This window comes from Spiroplasma endosymbiont of Clivina fossor, from assembly GCF_964031115.1.
In the GTDB taxonomy this organism is placed as follows: Bacteria; Bacillota_I; Bacilli_A; order Mycoplasmatales; family Nriv7; genus Nriv7.
Window position 1 is genome coordinate 227,777 of the sequence record NZ_OZ035006.1, and the last position, 20,840, is coordinate 248,616.

Consider the following 20,840-nt stretch of genomic DNA (forward strand, 5'->3'; position numbering starts at 1 on the left):
GTTAGTTACCTTGTTTTGTTTTTATTTGTTTTTTAGCTTTTCCTCACGCACTTAAACGCCCCTTATTTTTAACAGCATATTGGCGTTGTTTTTCTAAATTAACTTGTTGACTACCAAAACCAAGAATAATTGCCATAAGAAATTCTACAGCCAGCGTTAAGAACAAAGGAAATATTAGTTGAATTTTTGTTCCTGGTACTTCAAGACTTCAAATTAAATCAAAAACTTTATAAAGCATTTGGGCAAGAAAGTCGGCCATTTTTGCGAGATTTTCCATTTTTTATTGTTCCTTTTCTTTCATTTTTCTTAAAAATTTGCTAAATTTATCCATTTTTAAGTATTCTAAGTCTTCTAAATCAATTGCCGTATCAGTATAGTATTTATCTTCATAGTCAGGATTTACTTTTGAATTTAAATAATCTCTTAAAAACGCTAGGTAAAAAGAATTGTAAGTGTTAAGTATTGGTAGGGGGATTTTTAGTTTAAAAAAATAAATATCAAGTTCAGGAATATCACGATATTTAATGCGACGCCCTTTCTTACTATTTTTAGCATCAATTAAGGTGTTTCGTCAGCGTTCATATTCTTCAATGCTCGTAAAGGTACCATAGATGACTTTTAAGTAGGGACGAAAAATATTAACAGGTTTTTTACGAATTCCCACAATCACATTATTAGCAATATCACGAACTTTAACTCAAATATGTTTATCTCTTTGACCGCTAGCCAGCACAATATGACCAAAATGGCGTGCCAGAGCGAAATATTCTTGAATACCGGTTTCTTCGTTTTTGGTATTATTTTTTTCTCAATCAGTTCCTTCTAAAAATAAGTTGGTTTCGTCTCATAACAGTAAGGTTTTGTCTGGCAATACTGGATAATCAAAGTCTAACAAACCCATATGCCCTAAACTTAATTTTTGGGTTTCTAGTAATGGAAAGGTTGATGCGATGTGATATTTCTTCTTTTTTAGTAATTTTGCTGCGTATACTAGAAAGGCGGTTTTTCCAGTTCCTAATGAACCAATCACAATATTTAATGGTGAGTTTTTTAAGAAGTTAATCACTTTGTTAATTTGTGTTAAATTACCGATTTTAAAAACGAAAATTAAAATGCAACCTGCTAAAAATAAATAGCTCACAATGTTTTTAAAATAACCGTTGTAAATATATCAAATTGCTCCTCAATGTCATAAAATTAAAAATGAGGTGCGATTCAATTCAATAAAATGGTTATTTTTTTCTATTATTCATTTGCAAAATTTCATCTTGCACCTCACTTTATTTTTTTGTTAGCGTACCGCTCCAAGTAATTTTTCAAACATTTTAAAGCAAATAAAGAATATTGCCAAAATAAATGGAAAAATGAAGATTCAGTAGTCAGCAAAGAAGTTACCGACTTGTGGCATATTAACCGCAATAATTTCTCACATTTTAGTAAACGCTGTTATAATCGCATTTCATAATTTAGTCATCGCATCACTAGCTGTTATTTTTTCTGCTGTTGCTGGTGCATTGGCCAAGAAAGTTCCAATCATATAATCACCTCCTTTCTCTTTAAAACATTCATCATTTATATTCAAAGTTTTTCTTAAATTTGTTAAAACCACGATTAACCTTAACACGATTGTATTTTTTCCTAATTAATTTTGAATTTCTTTGGGAATGCATCACAATGTAACTTCTCGACATTACTTTTGCCTCTATCTAAATACTGATATGGTTTTTCAAAGTAGCATTAGAATAAATCACACCATAATCGCTGTTAGGAGTCAAAAAGCAATGTTTGCTATTAAAAGTCAAAGTGGTGCTTCGGTTAATTTAATTTCTTTACCACCAGTAATGTGGGCCGGAATAGTTGTAATTTGAATAAATAAATCTCAGAAAGTTTGTTTAATTTGTTCTCAATTAAATTCTTTTAAATTTACTGTCATTTTTTATCTACCAAAAATCATTTTTATTGGTAAATACATAATTGAAATTAATGCGAAAAGAAAAGTAATGATAATAATTAATCCGGCAATAAATGCAACTTGTGCGGGCATTTTTTCTATCGGAACAAACAGTTTTAAGAATTCCATAATAATTTCTCAAAACATTATTTTTTATCCTTGTTATTTTCTTTTGAATTAGGGGCTTTAACTCATTCTTCAAAGCGGGCAATAAATACTTTTTCGTCTTTTGTGAAATTACCAGTATTATTTTTAATGGCATTTTTAAATTTAATTCGCATTTTTATTTTGGCATAAATTTTATAAGCAAAATACGCCAATAGCATTATGCAAGTGATAATAAATATTAATCCAATCGCAATATTCATTTTTAAACTCCTTTAAAATAATCAAAACTTACAACCTTTTTATCATGTTCTTTTTCGGCAATGAAGAAGCCTAATAATTCTTGGCCTTTAATTAATTTGGTTTCTTGCTCTTGTTGATTAATTGAAATTACTTGATATTTACTATCTTTTATTATTCCAATGCAAATTGAATTTTCGTATTTTCCTTTATAAACAAATCGCTTTGGAAACCAAATACCGATTTGTTCATTAAATCACGGAATTTTTGGCGCTTTAATAAGCATTGCGTTTTGTGTTTCTTTTAAGAGATATTTTTTAGTATTTAAGAAAATGTTTTCAATGTTTTTCATAGTAAATTACCTTTCTTATTTGTTATAAACTAAGTTATATTAACTAAGTTAGTTAACTTAGTTTTTTAAACACTTATATATCGCAGATTTAAGTGTTTAACAAGCTTTGTTAGTAAATTTTGTTTTTTAATTAGATAAAGATTTTAATAATTTTAAACTTAGCATACCCCTATATAGAAATTTTTACACTTTAACATCCGCATCCTACCCTTGGAACTAATTTAATAGCGTGTATATTTTTAGGAAATCCACCCATTCATTTTTTTATTGCAAAACGAAACAAATTGCTATAGCTAATAGGATGTTATCTATTAACTGGTAAACTTCTTTTGGTTATGGCGACCACCCACAATTTATCGTGCTTTAATACATACCAACATTATTAATTCACTTGTATTTAATTTTCAAAGAACAAATTTTTAACACCTTATAAAATAAAAAGACAATCATTGCTGACTGTCTTAATACTTATTCAAATCTTTTCCCACCTAACAAAACTTTATGCGTCCTTTTAAAAGGGGTCGAATTTATTTTTTTATTTAAAATTTTTATAAATAATTAAAATTCTAATAGAATTTTTTTTTTAATTTTGTCGAAAACTCTTGATATTTATTGAATAGACTTCTTGCAAAATTAATTTAAAATATAATTGAATTGTTGTTTTTAATAAAAAGGTGGAATTTAAATGAAATTTAAAAAAAATAATCAAATAAGTGATAAAAATTTTTTAAGATTAACTGGTATTAAACATACTACTTTTAATAAAATGCTAGAAATTTTAAAAATAGAAGAATTAAAAAAGAGATTTCGTCGCGGAAGAACCAATAAATTATCATTAGAAAATCGTATTTTAATGACTTTAGAATATTGAAGAGAATATAGAACTTATTTTCATATTGCAAAAAGTTATGATATTAGTGAAAGTAGTTGTTATAGAAATATCAAATGAATTGAAGACACTTTAATAAAACACCCTAATTTTCAACAACTTACTGGTCAAAAATCACTATTAAAAGATTATTTCAAAGATAAGACTGTTATAATTGATGTAACTGAAAGCCAAATCCAACGCCCAAAAAAAGACAAAAACAGCACTACTCAGGAAAAAAGAAAAAACACACAATAAAAACACAAGTTATAATTGAAAAAGATAGTAAAAAAATTATTAGTTCTGATTTTTCTTATGGTAAAAACCATGACTTTAAAATTTTAAAAGATTCAAAAATTAAATTTTTACCAGAAACAACTGTTTTAGTGGATTTAGGTTATCAAGGCATACAAAAAATTAATCATAATGTTTTAATTCCTAAAAGAAAATCAAAGAAAAACCCTTTAAATAAAGAAGAAAAGCAAAATAATGAGCGAATTTCAAAAATGAGAATTGTTATTGAAAATGTTTTTGCTATACTTAAAAAATTTAAAATTATTAGTGAAAAATATCGAAATCGTAGAAAAAGATTTGCTTTAAGATTTAATTTAATAGCTTCAATTTATAATTTACAACTATTAGTTTAAATATATTTGATAATTTAAAATTTCAGTCTTTTTTTATTGTAAATAATAATTTTTATTATGTTTTAATGACAAAATATTTGTAAAAATAATCTAAAAATTATTTTAATAACACTTTTATATTTATTTTAAATTTAAAAATTATAATTATCATATTAATTTTGCAAGAAGTCTAATATACTTAATTTTAGGTATATTTTTAATATGATAGAGGTGGATAATAATTATGGAAAAAATAATTCAAGAACTAGTAAATACTTTAACAGATGATCAATTTTTAGAATTTTATGAAAAAGTCAAACAACAAGCAGAATTAATAAAAAAACAAAAACGTTTAAATGAAATTGATCAAAAATTTAGAGCGCAAGGTATTAAATGCCCTAAATGTGAATCTTACCATTGCGTTAAAAATGGACATAATTCAGAAGGAAAACAAAAATATTTATGTAAAAATTGCCGTGCAAGTTTTGACGCTTTTCGTAATCATTTTATTTATTGAAGTCATTTAAATTATGAACAATGAAATTTATTGATTCAAATTTCATTGCTGGGGCAATCTAGTAAAACAATTTCTCGTTTTATTAAAACTACATTAAAAACTGCTTGATATAATCGTCAAAAATTAATGAAATCAAAACAATTAGAAAATACCCAATTAAAATTTAAAAAATTATCTGGTAAAATCCAAATCGATGAAACATTTATTAAAGAAATCCATAAAGGAAATTTCAAATATAAAACTGATCCACGAAGAATTCACCTTGACCCATTCGCAACTAATACTAAATGCTGTATTCAAATGGCAATTGATAATAATAACAATATTTATGTTAACTCCACAAACACCAAACGTTTACAAAAACAATGAATTATTGAAAATATGAACAAAGAATTAATTAACGAAAATTCAATTATTACTTCTGATATGCAAAAATTATATTTTTTAGTAGCAAAACAAACAAATTCTACTTTATGTGTAACTAAAACAACAATTAATCCTGAAGCTAGTTATCGTAACTTAAATAAAATCAGTAAATTACAATCTAGTCTTAAAGAAGCCTTAATTCATTATCATGGTTTAGGTTTTACTAATATTCAAAATTATTTAAATCTCTGAAAATGAAAATATCAACATAAGGGTTTAACTCCAAACCAACAAACAACGGTATTATATTTTAATGTATAAAAAAGTTAAAGTAAAAATAGTAATTTTACATAAAAGCCTTTTAAAATTATCAAGTTGATGATTTTTTTTATTTTATCAAGAGTTTTCGACAAAATTAAAAATTTTTTTTAATTTTGTCGAAAACTCTTGATATTTATTGAATATACTTAATTTTAGGTATATTTTTAATATGATAGAGGTGGATAATAATTATGGAAAAAATAATTCAAGAACTAGTAAATACTTTAACAGATGATCAATTTTTAGAATTTTATGAAAAAGTCAAACAACAAGCAGAATTAATAAAAAAACAAAAACGGTTAAATGAAATTAATCAAAAATTTAGAGCGCAAGGTATTAAATGCCCTAAATGTGAATCTTACCATTGCGTTAAAAATGGACATAATTCAGAAGGAAAACAAAAATATTTATGTAAAAATTGCCGTGCAAGTTTTGACGCTTTTCGTAATCATTTTATTTATTGAAGTCATTTAAATTATGAACAATGAAATTTATTGATTCAAATTTCATTGCTGGGGCAATCTAGTAAAACAATTTCTCGTTTTATTAAAACTACATTAAAAACTGCTTGATATAATCGTCAAAAATTAATGAAATCAAAACAATTAGAAAATACCCAATTAAAATTTAAAAAATTATCTGGTAAAATCCAAATCGATGAAACATTTATTAAAGAAATCCATAAAGGAAATTTCAAATATAAAACTGATCCACGAAGAATTCACCTTGACCCATTCGCAACTAATACTAAATGCTGTATTCAAATGGCAATTGATAATAATAACAATATTTATGTTAAATCCACAAACACCAAACGTTTACAAAAACAATGAGTTATTGAAAATATGAACAAAGAATTAATTAACGAAAATTCAATTATTACTTCTGATATGCAAAAATTATATTTTTTAGTAGCAAAACAAACAAATTCTACTTTATGTGTAACTAAAACAACAATTAATCCTGAAGCTAGTTATCGTAACTTAAATAAAATCAGTAAATTACAATCTAGTCTTAAAGAAGCCTTAATTCATTATCATGGTTTAGGTTTTACTAATATTCAAAATTATTTAAATTTCTGAAAATGAAAATACCAACATAAGGGTTTAACTCCAAACCAACAAACAGCGGTATTATATTTTAATGTATAAAAAAAGTTAAAGTAAAAATAGTAATTTTACATAAAAGCCTTTTAAAATTATCAAGTTGATGATTTTTTTTATTTTATCAAGAGTTTTCGACAAAATTAAAAAAAATTTTTTACAACAAAAATCATACATAAGAAATATATACTTAATTTGCATATTGAAATAATTTATAGTAAATGATTATTTTTTCTTTTTTCAAAAATACCTAAGAAAACTAAACGCGACCCAATTCAAAATTGGGGTAGTGCAATTTCACATTTAATGATAAAATTTGAAGCCAGAGTGAATTTAAGTTAATTACTTAGAGACACAGTTAATTGTACAGTCCCATATAAATAATTAGCTGATTGTTTTACTTCTTCAAAGCAATACCTAAGAAAACTAAACGCGACCAATATCTAGTTTTTAATTGCTGTTTATGTTAGCATTAACTTACATTTATTAATTATTATTTATTGATGTAAAAAATTAAAGGAGAAATAAAAATGTCATCATTTAAAGCTAAAATTACTGATCCAATAGGGATGCATGCGCGTCCTGCTGCGATTGTTGTTAAAGAAGCTTCAAAATATCAGTCTACTATTAAAATTAAAGTTAATGATCGTGAAGGAAATTTAAAGTCAATTATGAATATTATGGCTTTAGGAGTTAAAACCGGAACAGAAGTAGAAATTGAAGCAATTGGTACAGATGCTGATATTGCAATTGCTGGCATTGAAAAAGCCATGAAAGATAATAAATTGATTTAATATAAAATTTAAAAATACCAAATTAGTCATATTTTTATTTTGTTTTTTTTTAAGTGCAAGGACGCGTAAAGTTTTGTTAGGTGGAAAAATATTTGATTAATTTTGAAAGAAAAGTAACTACAATTTAATTATCGTTTTATTTGAAAAATAAGTAATAAAACAAAATATTTAATATTAACAAACATAATCTTAATAAAAGGTTATAAAAACTAAGTAAAATGCTTATAAAAACAAAATTAAAATAATTTTTTATTTTAATTTTGTCGAAAACTCTTGATAAAATAAAAAAATCATCAACTTGATAATTTTAAAAGGCTTTTATGTAAAATGGTCGCGTAAAGTTTTGTTAGGTAGGTAAATATTTGAATAAGTATTAAGACAGTCAGCAATGATTGTCTTTTTATTTTATAAGGTGTTAAAAGTTTGTTCTTTGAAAATTAAATACAAGTGAGTTAATAATGTTGGTATGTATTAAAGCACGATAAATTGTGGGTGGTCGCCATAACCGAAAGAAGTTTACCAGTTAATAGATAACACCCTATTAGCTATAGCAATTTGTTTCGTTTTGCAATAAAAAAATGAATGGGTGGATTTCCTAAAAATATACACGCTATTAAATTAGTTCCAAGGGTAGGATGCGGATGTTAAAGTGTAGAAATTTCTATATAGGGGTATTCTAAGTTTAAAATTATTAAAATCTTTATCTAATAATAATAAAAAAACAAAATTTACTAACAAAGCTTGTTAAACACTTAAATCTGCGATATATAAGTGTTTAAAAAACTAAGTTAACTAACTTAGTTAATATAACTTAGTTTATAACAAATAAGAAAGGTAATTTATTATGAAAAACATTGAAAACATTTTCTTAAATACTAAGAAATATCTTTTAAAAGAAACGCAAAACGCAATGTTTATTAAAGCACCAAGAATTCCATGATTTAATGAACAAATCGGTATTTGGTTTCCAAAACGATTTGTTTATAAAGGAAAATATGAAAATTCTATTTGCATCGGAATAATAAAAGATAGTAAATATCAAATAATTTCAATTAATCAAAAAGAAAATGAAACCAAATTAATTAAGGGACAAGAATTATTAAGCTTCTTCATTGCTGAAAAAGAAAACAACAAAAAAGATATAAATTATAACTATTTTAAAGGAGTTTAAAGATGAATATTGCGATTGGATTAATATTTATTATTATCAGCATCATGCTATTGGCATATTTTGCTTATAAAATTTATGCCAAAATAAAAATGCGAATTAAATATAAAAATGCCATTAAAAATAATACTGATAATTTCACGAAAGACGAAAAAGTATTTATTGCTCGCTTTGAGGAATGAGTTAAAGCTCCTAATTCAAAAGAAAATAACGCGGATAAAAAATAATGTTTTGAAAAATTATCATGGAATTCTTAGAACTGTTTATTCCGATAGAAAAAATGCCTGCACAAGTTGCGTTTATTGCCGGATTAATTATTATTATTCCTTTTCTTTCATTTTTCTTAAAAATTTGCTAAATTTAAAAGAATTTAATTGAGAACAAATTAAACAAACTTTCTGAGATTTATTTATTCAAATTACAACTATTCCGGCTCATATTAGTGGTGGCAAAGAAATTGATTTAACTCAAGAAACACTTTGACTTTTAATAGCAAACATTGCTTTTTGATTCTTAACAGCAATTATGGTGTGATTTATTCTAATGCTCCTTTGAAAAACCATATCAGTATTTAGATAGGGAAAAAATTAATGTCAAGAAGTTACATTGTGATGCATTCCCAAAGAAATTCAAAATTAATTAAGAAAAAATACAATCGCGTTAAGGTTAATCGTGGTTTTAACAAATTTAAGAAAAACTTTGAATATAAATGATGAATGTTTTAAAAAGAAAGGGGGTGATTATATGATTGGAACTTTCTTGGCCGATGCACCAGCAACAGTAGAAAAAATAACAGCTAGTGACGCGATGACTAAATTATGAAATGCAATTATAACGGCGTTTACTAAAATGTGAGAAATTATTGCTGTTAATATGCCACAAGTCGGTAACTTCTTTGCTGACTACTGAATCTTCATTTTTCCATTTATTTTGGCAATATTCTTTATTTGCTTTAAAATGTTTGAAAAATTACTTGGAGCGGTACGCTAACAAAAAAATGAAGTGAGGTGCAAGATGAAATTTTGCAAATGAATAATAGAAAAAAATAACCATTTTATTGAATTGAATCGCACCTCATTTTTAATTTTATGACATTGGGGATCAATTTGATATATTTACAACGGTTATTTTAAAAACATTGTAAGCTATTTATTTTTAGCAGGTTGTATTTTAATTTTTCTTTTTAAAATCGGTAATTTAACACAAATTAACAAAGTTATTAATTTCTTAAAAAATTCACCATTAAATATTGTGATTGGTTCATTAGGAACTGGAAAAACTGCTTTTCTAGTGTACGCATCAAAATTACTAAAAAAGAAAAAATATCATATAGCATCAACATTTCCATTACTAGAAACTCAAAAATTAAGTTTAGGACATATGGGATTATTAGATTTTGATTATCCGGTATTACCAGACAAAACCTTACTTTTATGAGATGAAACCAATTTATTTCTTGAAGGTACTGATTGAGAAAAAAATAATACCCAAAAACGAGGAAACCGGTATCCAAGAATATTTTGCTCTGGCACGCCATTTTGGTCATATTATTCTGGCTAGCGGTCAAAGAGATAAACATATTTGAGTTAAAGTTCGTGATATTGCCAATAATGTGATTGTAGGCATTCGCAAAAAACCAGTTAATATTTTTCGCTCCTACTTAAAAGTCATTTATGGTACCTTTACGAGCATTGAAGAATATGAACGCTGAAGAAACACCTTAATTGATGCTAAAAATAATAAAAAAGGTCGTCGCATTAAATACCGTGATATTCCTGAACTTGATATTTATTTTTTTAAACTAAAAATTCCTTTACCAATACTTAACACTTACAATTCTTTTTACCTAGCATTTTTAAGAGATTACTTAAATTCAAAAGTAAATCCTGATTATGAAGATAAATACTATAACTGATACGGCAATTGATTTAGAAGATTTAGAATACTTAAAAATGGATAAATTTAGCAAATTTTTAAGAAAAATGAAAGAAAAGGAATAATATAAAAAATGGAAAATCTCGCAAAAATGGCTGACTTTCTTGCCCAAATGCTTTATAAAGTTTTTGATTTAATTTGAAGTCTTGAAGTACCGGGAACGAATATTCAACTAATATTTCCTTTATTCTTAACGCTGGCCGTAGAATTTCTTATGGCAATTATTCTTGGATTTGGTAGTCAACAAGTTAATTTGGAAAAACAACGCCAATATGCGGTTAAAAATAAAGGTCGTTTAAGTGCGTGAGGAAAAACTAAAAAACAAATAAAACCAATAAAAACAAAACAAGGTAACTAACAATGTTTAAACTAATTATTATTTTTATCTTAATAACTGTTCTTGGACTATTGGCTGGTAGTCATTTTGAAACTTTAACAAACTATATTAGCGAAGGGCTTGCCAATTTTCAAAAGTTTATTACTAGCAATTTAACAATTTTAGAATTATTTAAACCAATGGCACGAACATTTTCACAACACCCAATTTTTACCATTCTTGGTGTAACTTGTGTACTGATTGCTTTATTTATTGTGATTAAAGGACGATAAAAAATATGAAAGGAGAATTAAAATGAAAAAACTTTTAGGAAAATTATTTAAAAAAGATAATTCAAAAGAAAAAATGCCATTAAAATTAAGAATTAAAAATTCTTTTAAAAAGCAGTGGTTAAAAATAGTATCAAGTATCATTTTCATTTTTATAAGCTTATTACTTTGTGCATTAACAGCAATCGATACTAAATGAATAACTGGAACAAGTAACGAATTTAATGATTTTATAAATAAACAGATGGTTGATTTCTTTGGCAAGTTCAATAGCGGTATTATGCTGGCAGAAATATTTGTTTTTTGATGAGGCGGAGCAATATATTTTGCAATTAAATTTGAAAAATTAATCCGCTTTATTATTCAAAAAATTAAAGCAAAAAGAGCCTTAAAAAATGAAATCACACAAGCTCATTAATTCTTTAAAAAAATATTGATGAATAATACTTAATTACATTATATTCATATCTTTAAGTATAGTTTTATTGTTACATACAGATATTGAAAATTTGCAACAATTTATTAAAAATTTTGGAGCAATTGGTAAGTTAATGATTATAGGTTATTCATTAGTATGAGTAACCATAACAGAAATAGTAAACTGCTTAATTCGTTTTATATTAAAAAAGATTAAAACTAAAAGAACAACGAAAAATAAAATAGACTTCTTGCAAAATTAATTTAAAATATAATTGAATTGTTGTTTTTAATAAAAAGGTGGAATTTAAATGAAATTTAAAAAAAATAATCAAATAAGTGATAAAAATTTTTTAAGATTAACTGGTATTAAACATACTACTTTTAATAAAATGCTAGAAATTTTAAAAATAGAAGAATTAAAAAAGAGATTTCGTCGCGGAAGAACCAATAAATTATCATTAGAAAATCGTATTTTAATGACTTTAGAATATTGAAGAGAATATAGAACTTATTTTCATATTGCAAAAAGTTATGATATTAGTGAAAGTAGTTGTTATAGAAATATCAAATGAATTGAAGACACTTTAATAAAACACCCTAATTTTCAACAACTTACTGGTCAAAAATCACTATTAAAAGATTATTTCAAAGATAAGACTGTTATAATTGATGTAACTGAAAGCCAAATCCAACGCCCAAAAAAAGACAAAAACAGCACTACTCAGGAAAAAAGAAAAAACACACAATAAAAACACAAGTTATAATTGAAAAAGATAGTAAAAAAATTATTAGTTCTGATTTTTCTTATGGTAAAAACCATGACTTTAAAATTTTAAAAGATTCAAAAATTAAATTTTTACCAGAAACAACTGTTTTAGTGGATTTAGGTTATCAAGGCATACAAAAAATTAATCATAATGTTTTAATTCCTAAAAGAAAATCAAAGAAAAACCCTTTAAATAAAGAAGAAAAGCAAAATAATGAGCGAATTTCAAAAATGAGAATTGTTATTGAAAATGTTTTTGCTATACTTAAAAAATTTAAAATTATTAGTGAAAAATATCGAAATCGTAGAAAAAGATTTGCTTTAAGATTTAATTTAATAGCTTCAATTTATAATTTACAACTATTAGTTTAAATATATTTGATAATTTAAAATTTCAGTCTTTTTTTATTGTAAATAATAATTTTTATTATGTTTTAATGACAAAATATTTGTAAAAATAATCTAAAAATTATTTTAATAACACTTTTATATTTATTTTAAATTTAAAAATTATAATTATCATATTAATTTTGCAAGAAGTCTAATATTTTAAAAAGGAGTGATAAAAATGTTTATGAAAATATTTACCGTGTTAATTATTAGTTTCAATAACATTTTTACCATTCCCTCAAACATTAACAACGAGAAAACAACAGTGCAACTAGTTAGAAATAAAAGAGAAAATGATAAAATTTATAATTTTGAAATTAAAAATTTAGAAAAAGTATATTTTCATCTTTTAAGAGATAAAAATAGAGTTGGAGAAATTAACATGTATCAAAAAGACAATATCAATCTAAATAAAAAATTACCAGAATTAAAAAATTTAAACAAACTTATTTTTCTATTTACAAAAGAATTTTACAATAATCAAGATAAACAAGGTCGCGTTTAGTTTTCTTAGGTATTTTTAAAAAAAGAAAAAATAATTATTTGCTATAAATTATTTCAATATGCAAATTAAGTATATATTTCTTATGTATGATTTTTGTTGTAAAAAATTATTTTAATGTTGTTTTTATAAGCATTTTACTTAGTTTTTATAACCTTTTTATTAAGATTATGTTTGTTAATATTAAATATTTTGTTTTATTACTTATTTTTCAAGTAAAAAGGTAATAAATTTTTAGTTGCTTTTCTTTCAAAATTATTTAAACCTTTTCCCACCTAACAAAACTTTATGCGCCCTTAAATTTTTTATTTAAAATTTTTATAAATAATAAAAATTCATTAGAAATATTCTAAAAATAGTTTACAATGAAATTCCAAAGTAAAGAAATTATAGATTAATTTTTTGGAGAGAGGTTGTTGGTTATTTGGTAAATTTTATTTAATTAGTAAAAATTCACGAAAAGGAAGTTAATTAATATGAAAAAATTAATAGGAATCTTAGGAACAATAACAATAACGGGAAGCGCAATGTCAGGCATTGTTGGAAATGCACCAACTCCAGCAAAAAATGAAATCAATTACCAAAAAGCTAATAATTTAGAAAGTTTAAATAGAAGAAAAAGAGGTGCTGGTGGTACTGGCGTGAGCGGGCTCTTTCGCTCCAAGTCTTCATCTAATTTGTCAGGAACCAAACTTTCATCTAATTTATCAAAAAGCCTGCCAAGCAAAAGTAATCGTTCTGGAACGGGGACTTTGTTAAATCCCGGTTCAACAACTTCAACACAAACTAATAAACCATCTATTTTAACACGCGTTGAACAAATTTCTGCGATAGGGTCAAATCTTACTAATATTGCCGCTAATATAGCAAGTATATATAGCACTTCTGTGCTTACAAATGCTGCTGTAAAAGCTCACGAAGCAACAGTCAGAGTTAATGACATAACTGCACAATTAAACAAATTTACTCTTGATCAAGCTAAAGAAAAAAAAGATTATCTTAATTCAAAAAGCAATGAATTAGAAGAAAAAATTAAAGAATTAAATGAATATATTGATGATTTAAATGAAGAAATTAATGAATTAAAAAATAAAGAACAAACAGATAAAAACATAGGGAAAATAAAAAGAAAAGAAAATGAAACAATAAATAAAAAAGAAGAAATTAAATTATTGAAAAAGGAAATAGAACAATATAAATTATTTTAAATTTTAATATAGTCTAGGAAATTTTTAGCATTTTTTTATAATTACAGATGAGAAATATTTTTTAATTTTGTCGAAAACTCTTGATATTTATTGAATATACTTAATTTTAGGTATATTTTAATATGATAGAGGTGGATAATAATTATGGAAAAAATAATTCAAGAACTAGTAAATACTTTAACAGATGATCAATTTTTAGAATTTTATGAAAAAGTCAAACAACAAGCAGAATTAATAAAAAAACAAAAACGTTTAAATGAAATTGATCAAAAATTTAGAGCGCAAGGTATTAAATGCCCTAAATGTGAATCTTACCATTGCGTTAAAAATGGACATAATTCAGAAGGAAAACAAAAATATTTATGTAAAAATTGCCGTGCAAGTTTTGACGCTTTTCGTAATCATTTTATTTATTGAAGTCATTTAAATTATGAACAATGAAATTTATTGATTCAAATTTCATTGCTGGGGCAATCTAGTAAAACAATTTCTCGTTTTATTAAAACTACATTAAAAACTGCTTGATATAATCGTCAAAAATTAATGAAATCAAAACAATTAGAAAATACCCAATTAAAATTTAAAAAATTATCTGGTAAAATCCAAATCGATGAAACATTTATTAAAGAAATCCATAAAGGAAATTTCAAATATAAAACTGATCCACGAAGAATTCACCTTGACCCATTCGCAACTAATACTAAATGCTGTATTCAAATGGCAATTGATAATAATAACAATATTTATGTTAAATCCACAAACACCAAACGTTTACAAAAACAATGAGTTATTGAAAATATGAACAAAGAATTAATTAACGAAAATTCAATTATTACTTCTGATATGCAAAAATTATATTTTTTAGTAGCAAAACAAACAAATTCTACTTTATGTGTAACTAAAACAACAATTAATCCTGAAGCTAGTTATCGTAACTTAAATAAAATCAGTAAATTACAATCTAGTCTTAAAGAAGCCTTAATTCATTATCATGGTTTAGGTTTTACTAATATTCAAAATTATTTAAATCTCTGAAAATGAAAATACCAACATAAGGGTTTAACTCCAAACCAACAAACAGCGGTATTATATTTTAATGTATAAAAAAGTTAAAGTAAAAATAGTAATTTTACATAAAAGCCTTTTAAAATTATCAAGTTGATGATTTTTTTTATTTTATCAAGAGTTTTCGACAAAATTAAAAGAAATATTTAATAAAAATGAAAAGATTGTTAAGTCTTTTAGAAATACTTAGTTTAACGGTATTAGAACAACAAGTTTGAATTTCTTATAAAAAATAACAATTCAAAATATAAATAAATTATTTTCTTAAAAATTTTTGTAATGTTTGAAATGGTGATTTGTTTTGTAGGGACTGTACAATTAACTGTGTCTCTAAGTAATTAACTTAAATTCACTCTGTCTTCAAATTTTATCATTAAATGTGAAATTGCACTACCCCAATTTTGAATTGGCATCGTTCATTTCTTAACCATATTTTGAAATGCTAAATAAAATATTTTAAAAACTGATGCGTCATTAGGAAAAATCTTTTTATTCTTAATGACTTTTCTTAATTGACTATTAACAGATTCAATCGCATTAGTTGTGTAAATAATTCTTCTAAATTCCTGAGGATATTCAAGAAAAATTATTAAATTATTTCAGTTATTTTTTCATGATTTAGTAATTTGTGGATACTTTTTATTTCATTTTTCTGAAAAATGATCTAAAGCAATTAACGCTATTTCTTCATTAATTGCTGTATAAATTGATTTTAAATCATTAGCTACAAGTTTGCGATCTTTGTAAGGAACAAATTTTAAACTATTGCGAATTTGATGAACAATGCATAATTGATGCTGTGTTTTTGGGAAAACAGCTTCTATTGCATCAGACATCCCAGTTAAATTATCACTACAAGCAACAAGAATATTTTGTAATCCACGATTTTTCATTTCCGTAAGATTATTAAGTCAAAATTTGGCTCCCTCATTCTCACTAATTCACATTCCTAAAATATCTTTTAAACCATCTAAATTAATTCCTAAGACAAGACAAACTGCTTTATTTATTATTCGTTTATCTTGCTTTACTTTAACAACAATACAATCAAAATAAACAATCGGATAAATCTTCTCTAAAGGTTTAGTTTGTCACATTTTAACTTCTTCAATAACATCATCAGTTATTTGACTAATTAAACTTTCTGAAATTTCTGCTCCGTGATAGAATTCTTGCAATTGTGCTTTGATATCAGAAATTGTCATTCCTCTTGCATATAAAGAAATTACTTTTTGATCAAAGTTATCAAATCTTCTTTGTCTTTTCGGAATAATTACTGGTTCAAAAGTACTATTTCGATCTCTTGGTACATCAATTGCGATTGAACCATTTTTAGTAATAATGGTTTTTTGTGTGTTGCCATTTCTTTTATTATGATTCTCATCAGTTTCAAGATAATCTTTAATTTCCGTATTTAACATTCGTTCAGTTAATTTTTTGGTAAATTCCTGAAAAATAGTATTGCCTTTAAATAAATCTTGTGGATTATTAATATTTTCTAAAAAATAATCAACAACTTTATCAATTGCGTCAGGTTCTTTTTTTATTTTTTTTGTCATTTTCTGTTCTCCTTCATTTAAGTATAATTCAGAATGAATTATCGAGACACAGAATTTTGGACAGGCTCGTTTTGTAATGCTGAATGACAGCGTTCAAAATTATAAAAGTAATAATATTTGTTTAAATAATGTTGGAGTTCGTTTTGATTTAATTTTTTTTTAATTTTGTCGAAAACTCTTGATAAAATAAAAAAAATCATCAACTTGATAATTTTAAAAGGCTTTTATGTAAAATTACTATTTTTACTTTAACTTTTTTATACATTAAAATATAATACCGCTGTTTGTTGGTTTGGAGTTAAACCCTTATGTTGGTATTTTCATTTTCAGAGATTTAAATAATTTTGAATATTAGTAAAACCTAAACCATGATAATGAATTAAGGCTTCTTTAAGACTAGATTGTAATTTACTGATTTTATTTAAGTTACGATAACTAGCTTCAGGATTAATTGTTGTTTTAGTTACACATAAAGTAGAATTTGTTTGTTTTGCTACTAAAAAATATAATTTTTGCATATCAGAAGTAATAATTGAATTTTCGTTAATTAATTCTTTGTTCATATTTTCAATAACTCATTGTTTTTGTAAACGTTTGGTGTTTGTGGATTTAACATAAATATTGTTATTATTATCAATTGCCATTTGAATACAGCATTTAGTATTAGTTGCGAATGGGTCAAGGTGAATTCTTCGTGGATCAGTTTTATATTTGAAATTTCCTTTATGGATTTCTTTAATAAATGTTTCATCGATTTGGATTTTACCAGATAATTTTTTAAATTTTAATTGGGTATTTTCTAATTGTTTTGATTTCATTAATTTTTGACGATTATATCAAGCAGTTTTTAATGTAGTTTTAATAAAACGAGAAATTGTTTTACTAGATTGCCCCAGCAATGAAATTTGAATCAATAAATTTCATTGTTCATAATTTAAATGACTTCAATAAATAAAATGATTACGAAAAGCGTCAAAACTTGCACGGCAATTTTTACATAAATATTTTTGTTTTCCTTCTGAATTATGTCCATTTTTAACGCAATGGTAAGATTCACATTTAGGGCATTTAATACCTTGCGCTCTAAATTTTTGATCAATTTCATTTAAACGTTTTTGTTTTTTTATTAATTCTGCTTGTTGTTTGACTTTTTCATAAAATTCTAAAAATTGATCATCTGTTAAAGTATTTACTAGTTCTTGAATTATTTTTTCCATAATTATTATCCACCTCTATCATATTAAAATATACCTAAAATTAAGTATATTCAATAAATATCAAGAGTTTTCGACAAAATTAAAATAATTTTTTATATTTAGAATAAAATAATTTGCTATAATGTTGGTGGAATCTTTCAATCTTTCCATTAGATTGAGGTGAGCGAATCGGCGTGGTTTCGTGAACAATTCCATTCCTCGAAAGAAAGGTTGTAAAAGGCCTTTCTTTTACTTTGTATGATTTTTTATTACTTCAATTGGTAGTGGTAAATTCCGGAGCATTGTCAGTACGAAGGCGTTTAATTGTTATGCCAAGTTCGCCAAAATCTTTCATTGCTCTTTGAACGGCATTAATAGCATTGTTGGTTCCTAAACTATCATAAACATAACCAAATACTATGCGTGTCATTTCGTTAATGAAATCATAAATGTAATATTTTTTATCAACCGGAAAATTTGATGGGGTAATTATTTTGGCATCCATTTGTAAAAGACCAATCTCAGAAACTTCATAACGCTTAAAATGGCGTTTTGTTTGTTTGATTTGCTGTTTTAATTCTTTTCAACGAGGGTCAGATTTAATTCAACGATAAAAAGTTTTGATATTTTTAGGAACTTCTGAATTTTTAATATCGTGAGAACCGATTTTTAAATTATTAAATAAAGACCACATTCCACCTGCTTGAAGATTTTTATAATCAAAATATAAATCACATACCTTTTCACGAGAATTTAAACTATATTGATAATTAAGATTTTGTGGTCTTGTAGTTTTAAACAATAACAAATCTAAATTATCAGAATAATAAGCGGTCATAATTTTTTCCGCCCAACGATAAAAGGTTTTCGTTGCATTCTTAAAATATTTTTTAATAAGTTTTGTTAAAGTAGTTTCTTCCATATAAAAATAAGTGCATAAATTTAAATAGGAAGTAGTGCGTTTTTTAGTTTTATAGTAATAAGGATTACGGCAATTAACACTTAGTTAACTTTGTACTTTTGTTTTTAAATCTGCTAAATCAGCTTGGGAAATAATATATTTCATTTTTTAAACTCCTTAAATTAAGAAAACCGTATTACAAAAAATACGATTTTCAAACATATTTATTAAAATTGCTAATTAATTAGGTATTTTTGCTAAAAATGAACTTATAAAATATTGTGGTTTATTTAATTGATATCTATCTAAATAAACAAATGACACTTTAATACTTTCAAGTTTAGGAATTTCTCAGCCATAAATAGTCAATATATCTTCAGATGGTTTTGGTTTATAAACACCTTCTCGTTTAAAAAAATTCTTTATAGGATTATTAATACTTTGATTTTCGATTAAAAAGCTTTTTTCAGACATATCATCTGGAAAACAAACACTTTCATCATAAAAAGTTATTCTTCCAGCAGAGCCAAAACTCTCTACATTAAAAAATGTATTATTTAAACTAGAAAATTGTAATTTTTTTTCAGAAACATTACTTCTACATCCAAAAATAAACAGTATACATACTAAATTTAAAGCTGATAAAAATTTTCGCATAAAGAAAAATCCTCCTTTCAAAGGAATTATATTATAAAAAATATTGGCAATATTTAAGAGAACTTTTTTTTAATTTTGTCGAAAACTCTTGATAAAATAAAAAAAAATCATCAACTTGATAATTTTAAAAGGCTTTTATGTAAAATTACTATTTTTACTTTAACTTTTTTATACATTAAAATATAATACCGCTGTTTGTTGGTTTGGAGTTAAACCCTTATGTTGGTATTTTCATTTTCAGAGATTTAAATAATTTTGAATATTAGTAAAACCTAAACCATGATAATGAATTAAGGCTTCTTTAAGACTAGATTGTAATTTACTGATTTTATTTAAGTTACGATAACTAGCTTCAGGATTAATTGTTGTTTTAGTTACACATAAAGTAGAATTTGTTTGTTTTGCTACTAAAAAATATAATTTTTGTATATCAGAAGTAATAATTGAATTTTCGTTAATTAATTCTTTGTTCATATTTTCAATAACTCATTGTTTTTGTAAACGTTTGGTGTTTGTGGATTTAACATAAATATTGTTATTATTATCAATTGCCATTTGAATACAGCATTTAGTATTAGTTGCGAATGGGTCAAGGTGAATTCTTCGTGGATCAGTTTTATATTTGAAATTTCCTTTATGAATTTCTTTAATAAATGTTTCATCGATTTGGATTTTACCAGATAATTTTTTAAATTTTAATTGGGTATTTTCTAATTGTTTTGATTTCATTAATTTTTGACGATTATATCAAGCAGTTTTTAATGTAGTTTTAATAAAACGAGAAATTGTTTTACTAGATTGCCCCAGCAATGAAATTTGAATCAATAAATTTCATTGTTCATAATTTAAATGACTTCAATAAATAAAATGATTACGAAAAGCGTCAAAACTTGCACGGCAATTTTTACATAAATATTTTTGTTTTCCTTCTGAATTATGTCCATTTTTAACGCAATGGTAAGATTCACATTTAGGGCATTTAATACCTTGCGCTCTAAATTTTTGATCAATTTCATTTAACCGTTTTTGTTTTTTTATTAATTCTGCTTGTTGTTTGACTTTTTCATAAAATTCTAAAAATTGATCATCTGTTAAAGTATTTACTAGTTCTTGAATTATTTTTTCCATAATTATTATCCACCTCTATCATATTAAAAATATACCTAAAATTAAGTATATTCAATAAATATCAAGAGTTTTCGACAAAATTAAAAATAATTTTTG

The 20,840-nt window shown here is 24.7% G+C and carries 34 protein-coding genes; 22 read left to right on the forward strand and 12 right to left on the reverse strand.

From position 1 onward, the window contains the following. Window position 1: 1 nt before the first annotated feature. The 6 genes from AAHM82_RS01535 to AAHM82_RS01560 all read right to left on the reverse strand — a co-directional run bounded on the left by AAHM82_RS01535 (window position 2) and on the right by AAHM82_RS01560 (window position 2,648). Window positions 2-277 carry a hypothetical protein gene (locus AAHM82_RS01535; RefSeq protein WP_342263890.1) on the reverse strand — a complete coding sequence of 92 codons (276 nt, stop codon included), beginning with the start codon at window positions 275-277 and terminating at the stop codon, window positions 2-4. Between the two features lie 3 nt (window positions 278-280). Beyond that, window positions 281-1,267 (reverse strand): hypothetical protein, encoded by a 987-nt coding sequence (locus AAHM82_RS01540; RefSeq protein ID WP_342263891.1) that lies wholly within the window; start codon window positions 1,265-1,267, stop codon window positions 281-283. Between the two features lie 24 nt (window positions 1,268-1,291). Further along, complete coding sequence (locus AAHM82_RS01545) at window positions 1,292-1,624, reverse strand: hypothetical protein (protein ID WP_342263892.1); 333 nt, start codon at window positions 1,622-1,624, stop codon at window positions 1,292-1,294. Between the two features lie 78 nt (window positions 1,625-1,702). After that, window positions 1,703-1,933: a hypothetical protein gene (locus tag AAHM82_RS01550; RefSeq protein WP_342263893.1), complete on the reverse strand. Its 231-nt coding sequence runs from the start codon at window positions 1,931-1,933 to the stop codon at window positions 1,703-1,705. A gap of 164 nt (window positions 1,934-2,097) precedes the next feature. Continuing rightward, window positions 2,098-2,319 carry a hypothetical protein gene (locus AAHM82_RS01555; RefSeq protein ID WP_342263894.1) on the reverse strand — a complete coding sequence of 74 codons (222 nt, stop codon included), beginning with the start codon at window positions 2,317-2,319 and terminating at the stop codon, window positions 2,098-2,100. 2 nt (window positions 2,320-2,321) lie between these two features. After that, entirely contained in the window at window positions 2,322-2,648 is a 327-nt protein-coding gene (locus tag AAHM82_RS01560; protein ID WP_342263895.1) for a hypothetical protein, read from the reverse strand. 685 nt (window positions 2,649-3,333) lie between these two features. Between AAHM82_RS01560 and AAHM82_RS12645 the strand changes: the two genes are divergently transcribed. The 22 genes from AAHM82_RS12645 to AAHM82_RS01660 all read left to right on the forward strand — a co-directional run bounded on the left by AAHM82_RS12645 (window position 3,334) and on the right by AAHM82_RS01660 (window position 15,342). Then, window positions 3,334-3,774 (forward strand): transposase family protein, encoded by a 441-nt coding sequence (locus AAHM82_RS12645; protein ID WP_342263396.1) that lies wholly within the window; start codon window positions 3,334-3,336, stop codon window positions 3,772-3,774. Further along, complete coding sequence (locus AAHM82_RS12650; protein WP_342264845.1) at window positions 3,771-4,163, forward strand: transposase family protein; 393 nt, start codon at window positions 3,771-3,773, stop codon at window positions 4,161-4,163. Before AAHM82_RS12645 ends, AAHM82_RS12650 begins: the two co-directional genes overlap by 4 nt. A 223-nt stretch (window positions 4,164-4,386) precedes the next feature. Beyond that, on the forward strand, window positions 4,387-5,346 hold the full coding sequence (locus AAHM82_RS01570) for an IS1/IS1595 family N-terminal zinc-binding domain-containing protein (RefSeq protein WP_342264325.1): 960 nt from the start codon (window positions 4,387-4,389) through the stop codon (window positions 5,344-5,346). A 191-nt stretch (window positions 5,347-5,537) separates the two neighbouring features. Beyond that, entirely contained in the window at window positions 5,538-6,497 is a 960-nt protein-coding gene (locus AAHM82_RS01575) for an IS1/IS1595 family N-terminal zinc-binding domain-containing protein (RefSeq protein WP_342264326.1), read from the forward strand. Window positions 6,498-6,644: 147 nt separating this feature from the next. After that, entirely contained in the window at window positions 6,645-6,791 is a 147-nt protein-coding gene (locus AAHM82_RS01580; protein WP_342264327.1) for a hypothetical protein, read from the forward strand. A 188-nt stretch (window positions 6,792-6,979) separates the two neighbouring features. Further along, window positions 6,980-7,243, forward strand: coding sequence for an HPr family phosphocarrier protein (locus tag AAHM82_RS01585; protein WP_342264328.1), 264 nt, complete (start codon window positions 6,980-6,982; stop codon window positions 7,241-7,243). Between the two features lie 844 nt (window positions 7,244-8,087). After that, window positions 8,088-8,414, forward strand: a complete 327-nt coding sequence (locus AAHM82_RS01590) for a hypothetical protein (protein ID WP_342264329.1) — start codon at window positions 8,088-8,090, stop codon at window positions 8,412-8,414. Window positions 8,415-8,416: 2 nt separating this feature from the next. Then, on the forward strand, window positions 8,417-8,638 hold the full coding sequence (locus AAHM82_RS01595; protein ID WP_342264330.1) for a hypothetical protein: 222 nt from the start codon (window positions 8,417-8,419) through the stop codon (window positions 8,636-8,638). 124 nt (window positions 8,639-8,762) lie between these two features. Further along, entirely contained in the window at window positions 8,763-8,990 is a 228-nt protein-coding gene (locus tag AAHM82_RS01600; protein ID WP_342264331.1) for a hypothetical protein, read from the forward strand. Between the two features lie 11 nt (window positions 8,991-9,001). Next, window positions 9,002-9,136, forward strand: a complete 135-nt coding sequence (locus tag AAHM82_RS01605) for a hypothetical protein (RefSeq protein WP_342264332.1) — start codon at window positions 9,002-9,004, stop codon at window positions 9,134-9,136. Window positions 9,137-9,155: 19 nt separating this feature from the next. After that, window positions 9,156-9,401 (forward strand): hypothetical protein, encoded by a 246-nt coding sequence (locus tag AAHM82_RS01610; protein WP_338967504.1) that lies wholly within the window; start codon window positions 9,156-9,158, stop codon window positions 9,399-9,401. 24 nt (window positions 9,402-9,425) lie between these two features. Continuing rightward, window positions 9,426-9,971 (forward strand): hypothetical protein, encoded by a 546-nt coding sequence (locus AAHM82_RS01615; RefSeq protein ID WP_342264333.1) that lies wholly within the window; start codon window positions 9,426-9,428, stop codon window positions 9,969-9,971. Continuing rightward, complete coding sequence (locus AAHM82_RS01620) at window positions 9,868-10,371, forward strand: hypothetical protein (RefSeq protein ID WP_342264334.1); 504 nt, start codon at window positions 9,868-9,870, stop codon at window positions 10,369-10,371. The genes AAHM82_RS01615 and AAHM82_RS01620 overlap by 104 nt, the downstream gene beginning before the upstream one ends. A 48-nt stretch (window positions 10,372-10,419) precedes the next feature. After that, on the forward strand, window positions 10,420-10,704 hold the full coding sequence (locus AAHM82_RS01625; protein ID WP_342223871.1) for a hypothetical protein: 285 nt from the start codon (window positions 10,420-10,422) through the stop codon (window positions 10,702-10,704). A 2-nt stretch (window positions 10,705-10,706) separates the two neighbouring features. Beyond that, window positions 10,707-10,955 (forward strand): hypothetical protein, encoded by a 249-nt coding sequence (locus tag AAHM82_RS01630; protein WP_215826579.1) that lies wholly within the window; start codon window positions 10,707-10,709, stop codon window positions 10,953-10,955. Between the two features lie 22 nt (window positions 10,956-10,977). Beyond that, window positions 10,978-11,370 (forward strand): hypothetical protein, encoded by a 393-nt coding sequence (locus AAHM82_RS01635; protein WP_342264335.1) that lies wholly within the window; start codon window positions 10,978-10,980, stop codon window positions 11,368-11,370. Between the two features lie 133 nt (window positions 11,371-11,503). Further along, window positions 11,504-11,632, forward strand: a complete 129-nt coding sequence (locus tag AAHM82_RS01640) for a hypothetical protein (RefSeq protein WP_342264336.1) — start codon at window positions 11,504-11,506, stop codon at window positions 11,630-11,632. Window positions 11,633-11,680: 48 nt separating this feature from the next. Further along, entirely contained in the window at window positions 11,681-12,121 is a 441-nt protein-coding gene (locus AAHM82_RS12655; protein WP_342263396.1) for a transposase family protein, read from the forward strand. Then, window positions 12,118-12,510: a transposase family protein gene (locus AAHM82_RS12660; RefSeq protein ID WP_342264845.1), complete on the forward strand. Its 393-nt coding sequence runs from the start codon at window positions 12,118-12,120 to the stop codon at window positions 12,508-12,510. The genes AAHM82_RS12655 and AAHM82_RS12660 overlap by 4 nt, the downstream gene beginning before the upstream one ends. Window positions 12,511-12,706: 196 nt before the next feature. Beyond that, window positions 12,707-13,033 (forward strand): hypothetical protein, encoded by a 327-nt coding sequence (locus tag AAHM82_RS01650; protein ID WP_342264337.1) that lies wholly within the window; start codon window positions 12,707-12,709, stop codon window positions 13,031-13,033. A 473-nt stretch (window positions 13,034-13,506) separates the two neighbouring features. Continuing rightward, window positions 13,507-14,238, forward strand: a complete 732-nt coding sequence (locus AAHM82_RS01655) for a hypothetical protein (protein ID WP_342264338.1) — start codon at window positions 13,507-13,509, stop codon at window positions 14,236-14,238. A gap of 144 nt (window positions 14,239-14,382) precedes the next feature. After that, a complete protein-coding gene (locus AAHM82_RS01660; RefSeq protein ID WP_342263352.1) occupies window positions 14,383-15,342 on the forward strand; it encodes an IS1/IS1595 family N-terminal zinc-binding domain-containing protein in 960 nt (319 codons plus the stop codon). Between the two features lie 299 nt (window positions 15,343-15,641). On the opposite strand, the gene AAHM82_RS01665 is transcribed toward AAHM82_RS01660, so the two are convergent. The 6 genes from AAHM82_RS01665 to AAHM82_RS01690 all read right to left on the reverse strand — a co-directional run bounded on the left by AAHM82_RS01665 (window position 15,642) and on the right by AAHM82_RS01690 (window position 20,744). Then, the gene (locus AAHM82_RS01665; RefSeq protein WP_342264339.1) at window positions 15,642-16,862 is read right to left on the reverse strand and encodes an IS256 family transposase; all 1,221 of its coding nucleotides are present in this window, start codon (window positions 16,860-16,862) and stop codon (window positions 15,642-15,644) included. After that, window positions 16,822-16,959, reverse strand: coding sequence for a hypothetical protein (locus tag AAHM82_RS01670; protein WP_342264340.1), 138 nt, complete (start codon window positions 16,957-16,959; stop codon window positions 16,822-16,824). Before AAHM82_RS01670 ends, AAHM82_RS01665 begins: the two co-directional genes overlap by 41 nt. 160 nt (window positions 16,960-17,119) lie before the next feature. Beyond that, on the reverse strand, window positions 17,120-18,079 hold the full coding sequence (locus AAHM82_RS01675; RefSeq protein ID WP_342263352.1) for an IS1/IS1595 family N-terminal zinc-binding domain-containing protein: 960 nt from the start codon (window positions 18,077-18,079) through the stop codon (window positions 17,120-17,122). A 79-nt stretch (window positions 18,080-18,158) separates the two neighbouring features. Continuing rightward, on the reverse strand, window positions 18,159-18,896 hold the full coding sequence (locus tag AAHM82_RS01680) for a DDE-type integrase/transposase/recombinase (protein ID WP_342264341.1): 738 nt from the start codon (window positions 18,894-18,896) through the stop codon (window positions 18,159-18,161). Window positions 18,897-19,199: 303 nt separating this feature from the next. Next, the gene (locus AAHM82_RS01685) at window positions 19,200-19,616 is read right to left on the reverse strand and encodes a hypothetical protein (protein WP_342264342.1); all 417 of its coding nucleotides are present in this window, start codon (window positions 19,614-19,616) and stop codon (window positions 19,200-19,202) included. Between the two features lie 168 nt (window positions 19,617-19,784). Then, window positions 19,785-20,744, reverse strand: coding sequence for an IS1/IS1595 family N-terminal zinc-binding domain-containing protein (locus AAHM82_RS01690; protein WP_342263658.1), 960 nt, complete (start codon window positions 20,742-20,744; stop codon window positions 19,785-19,787). Between the last annotated feature and the right edge of the window lie 96 nt (window positions 20,745-20,840).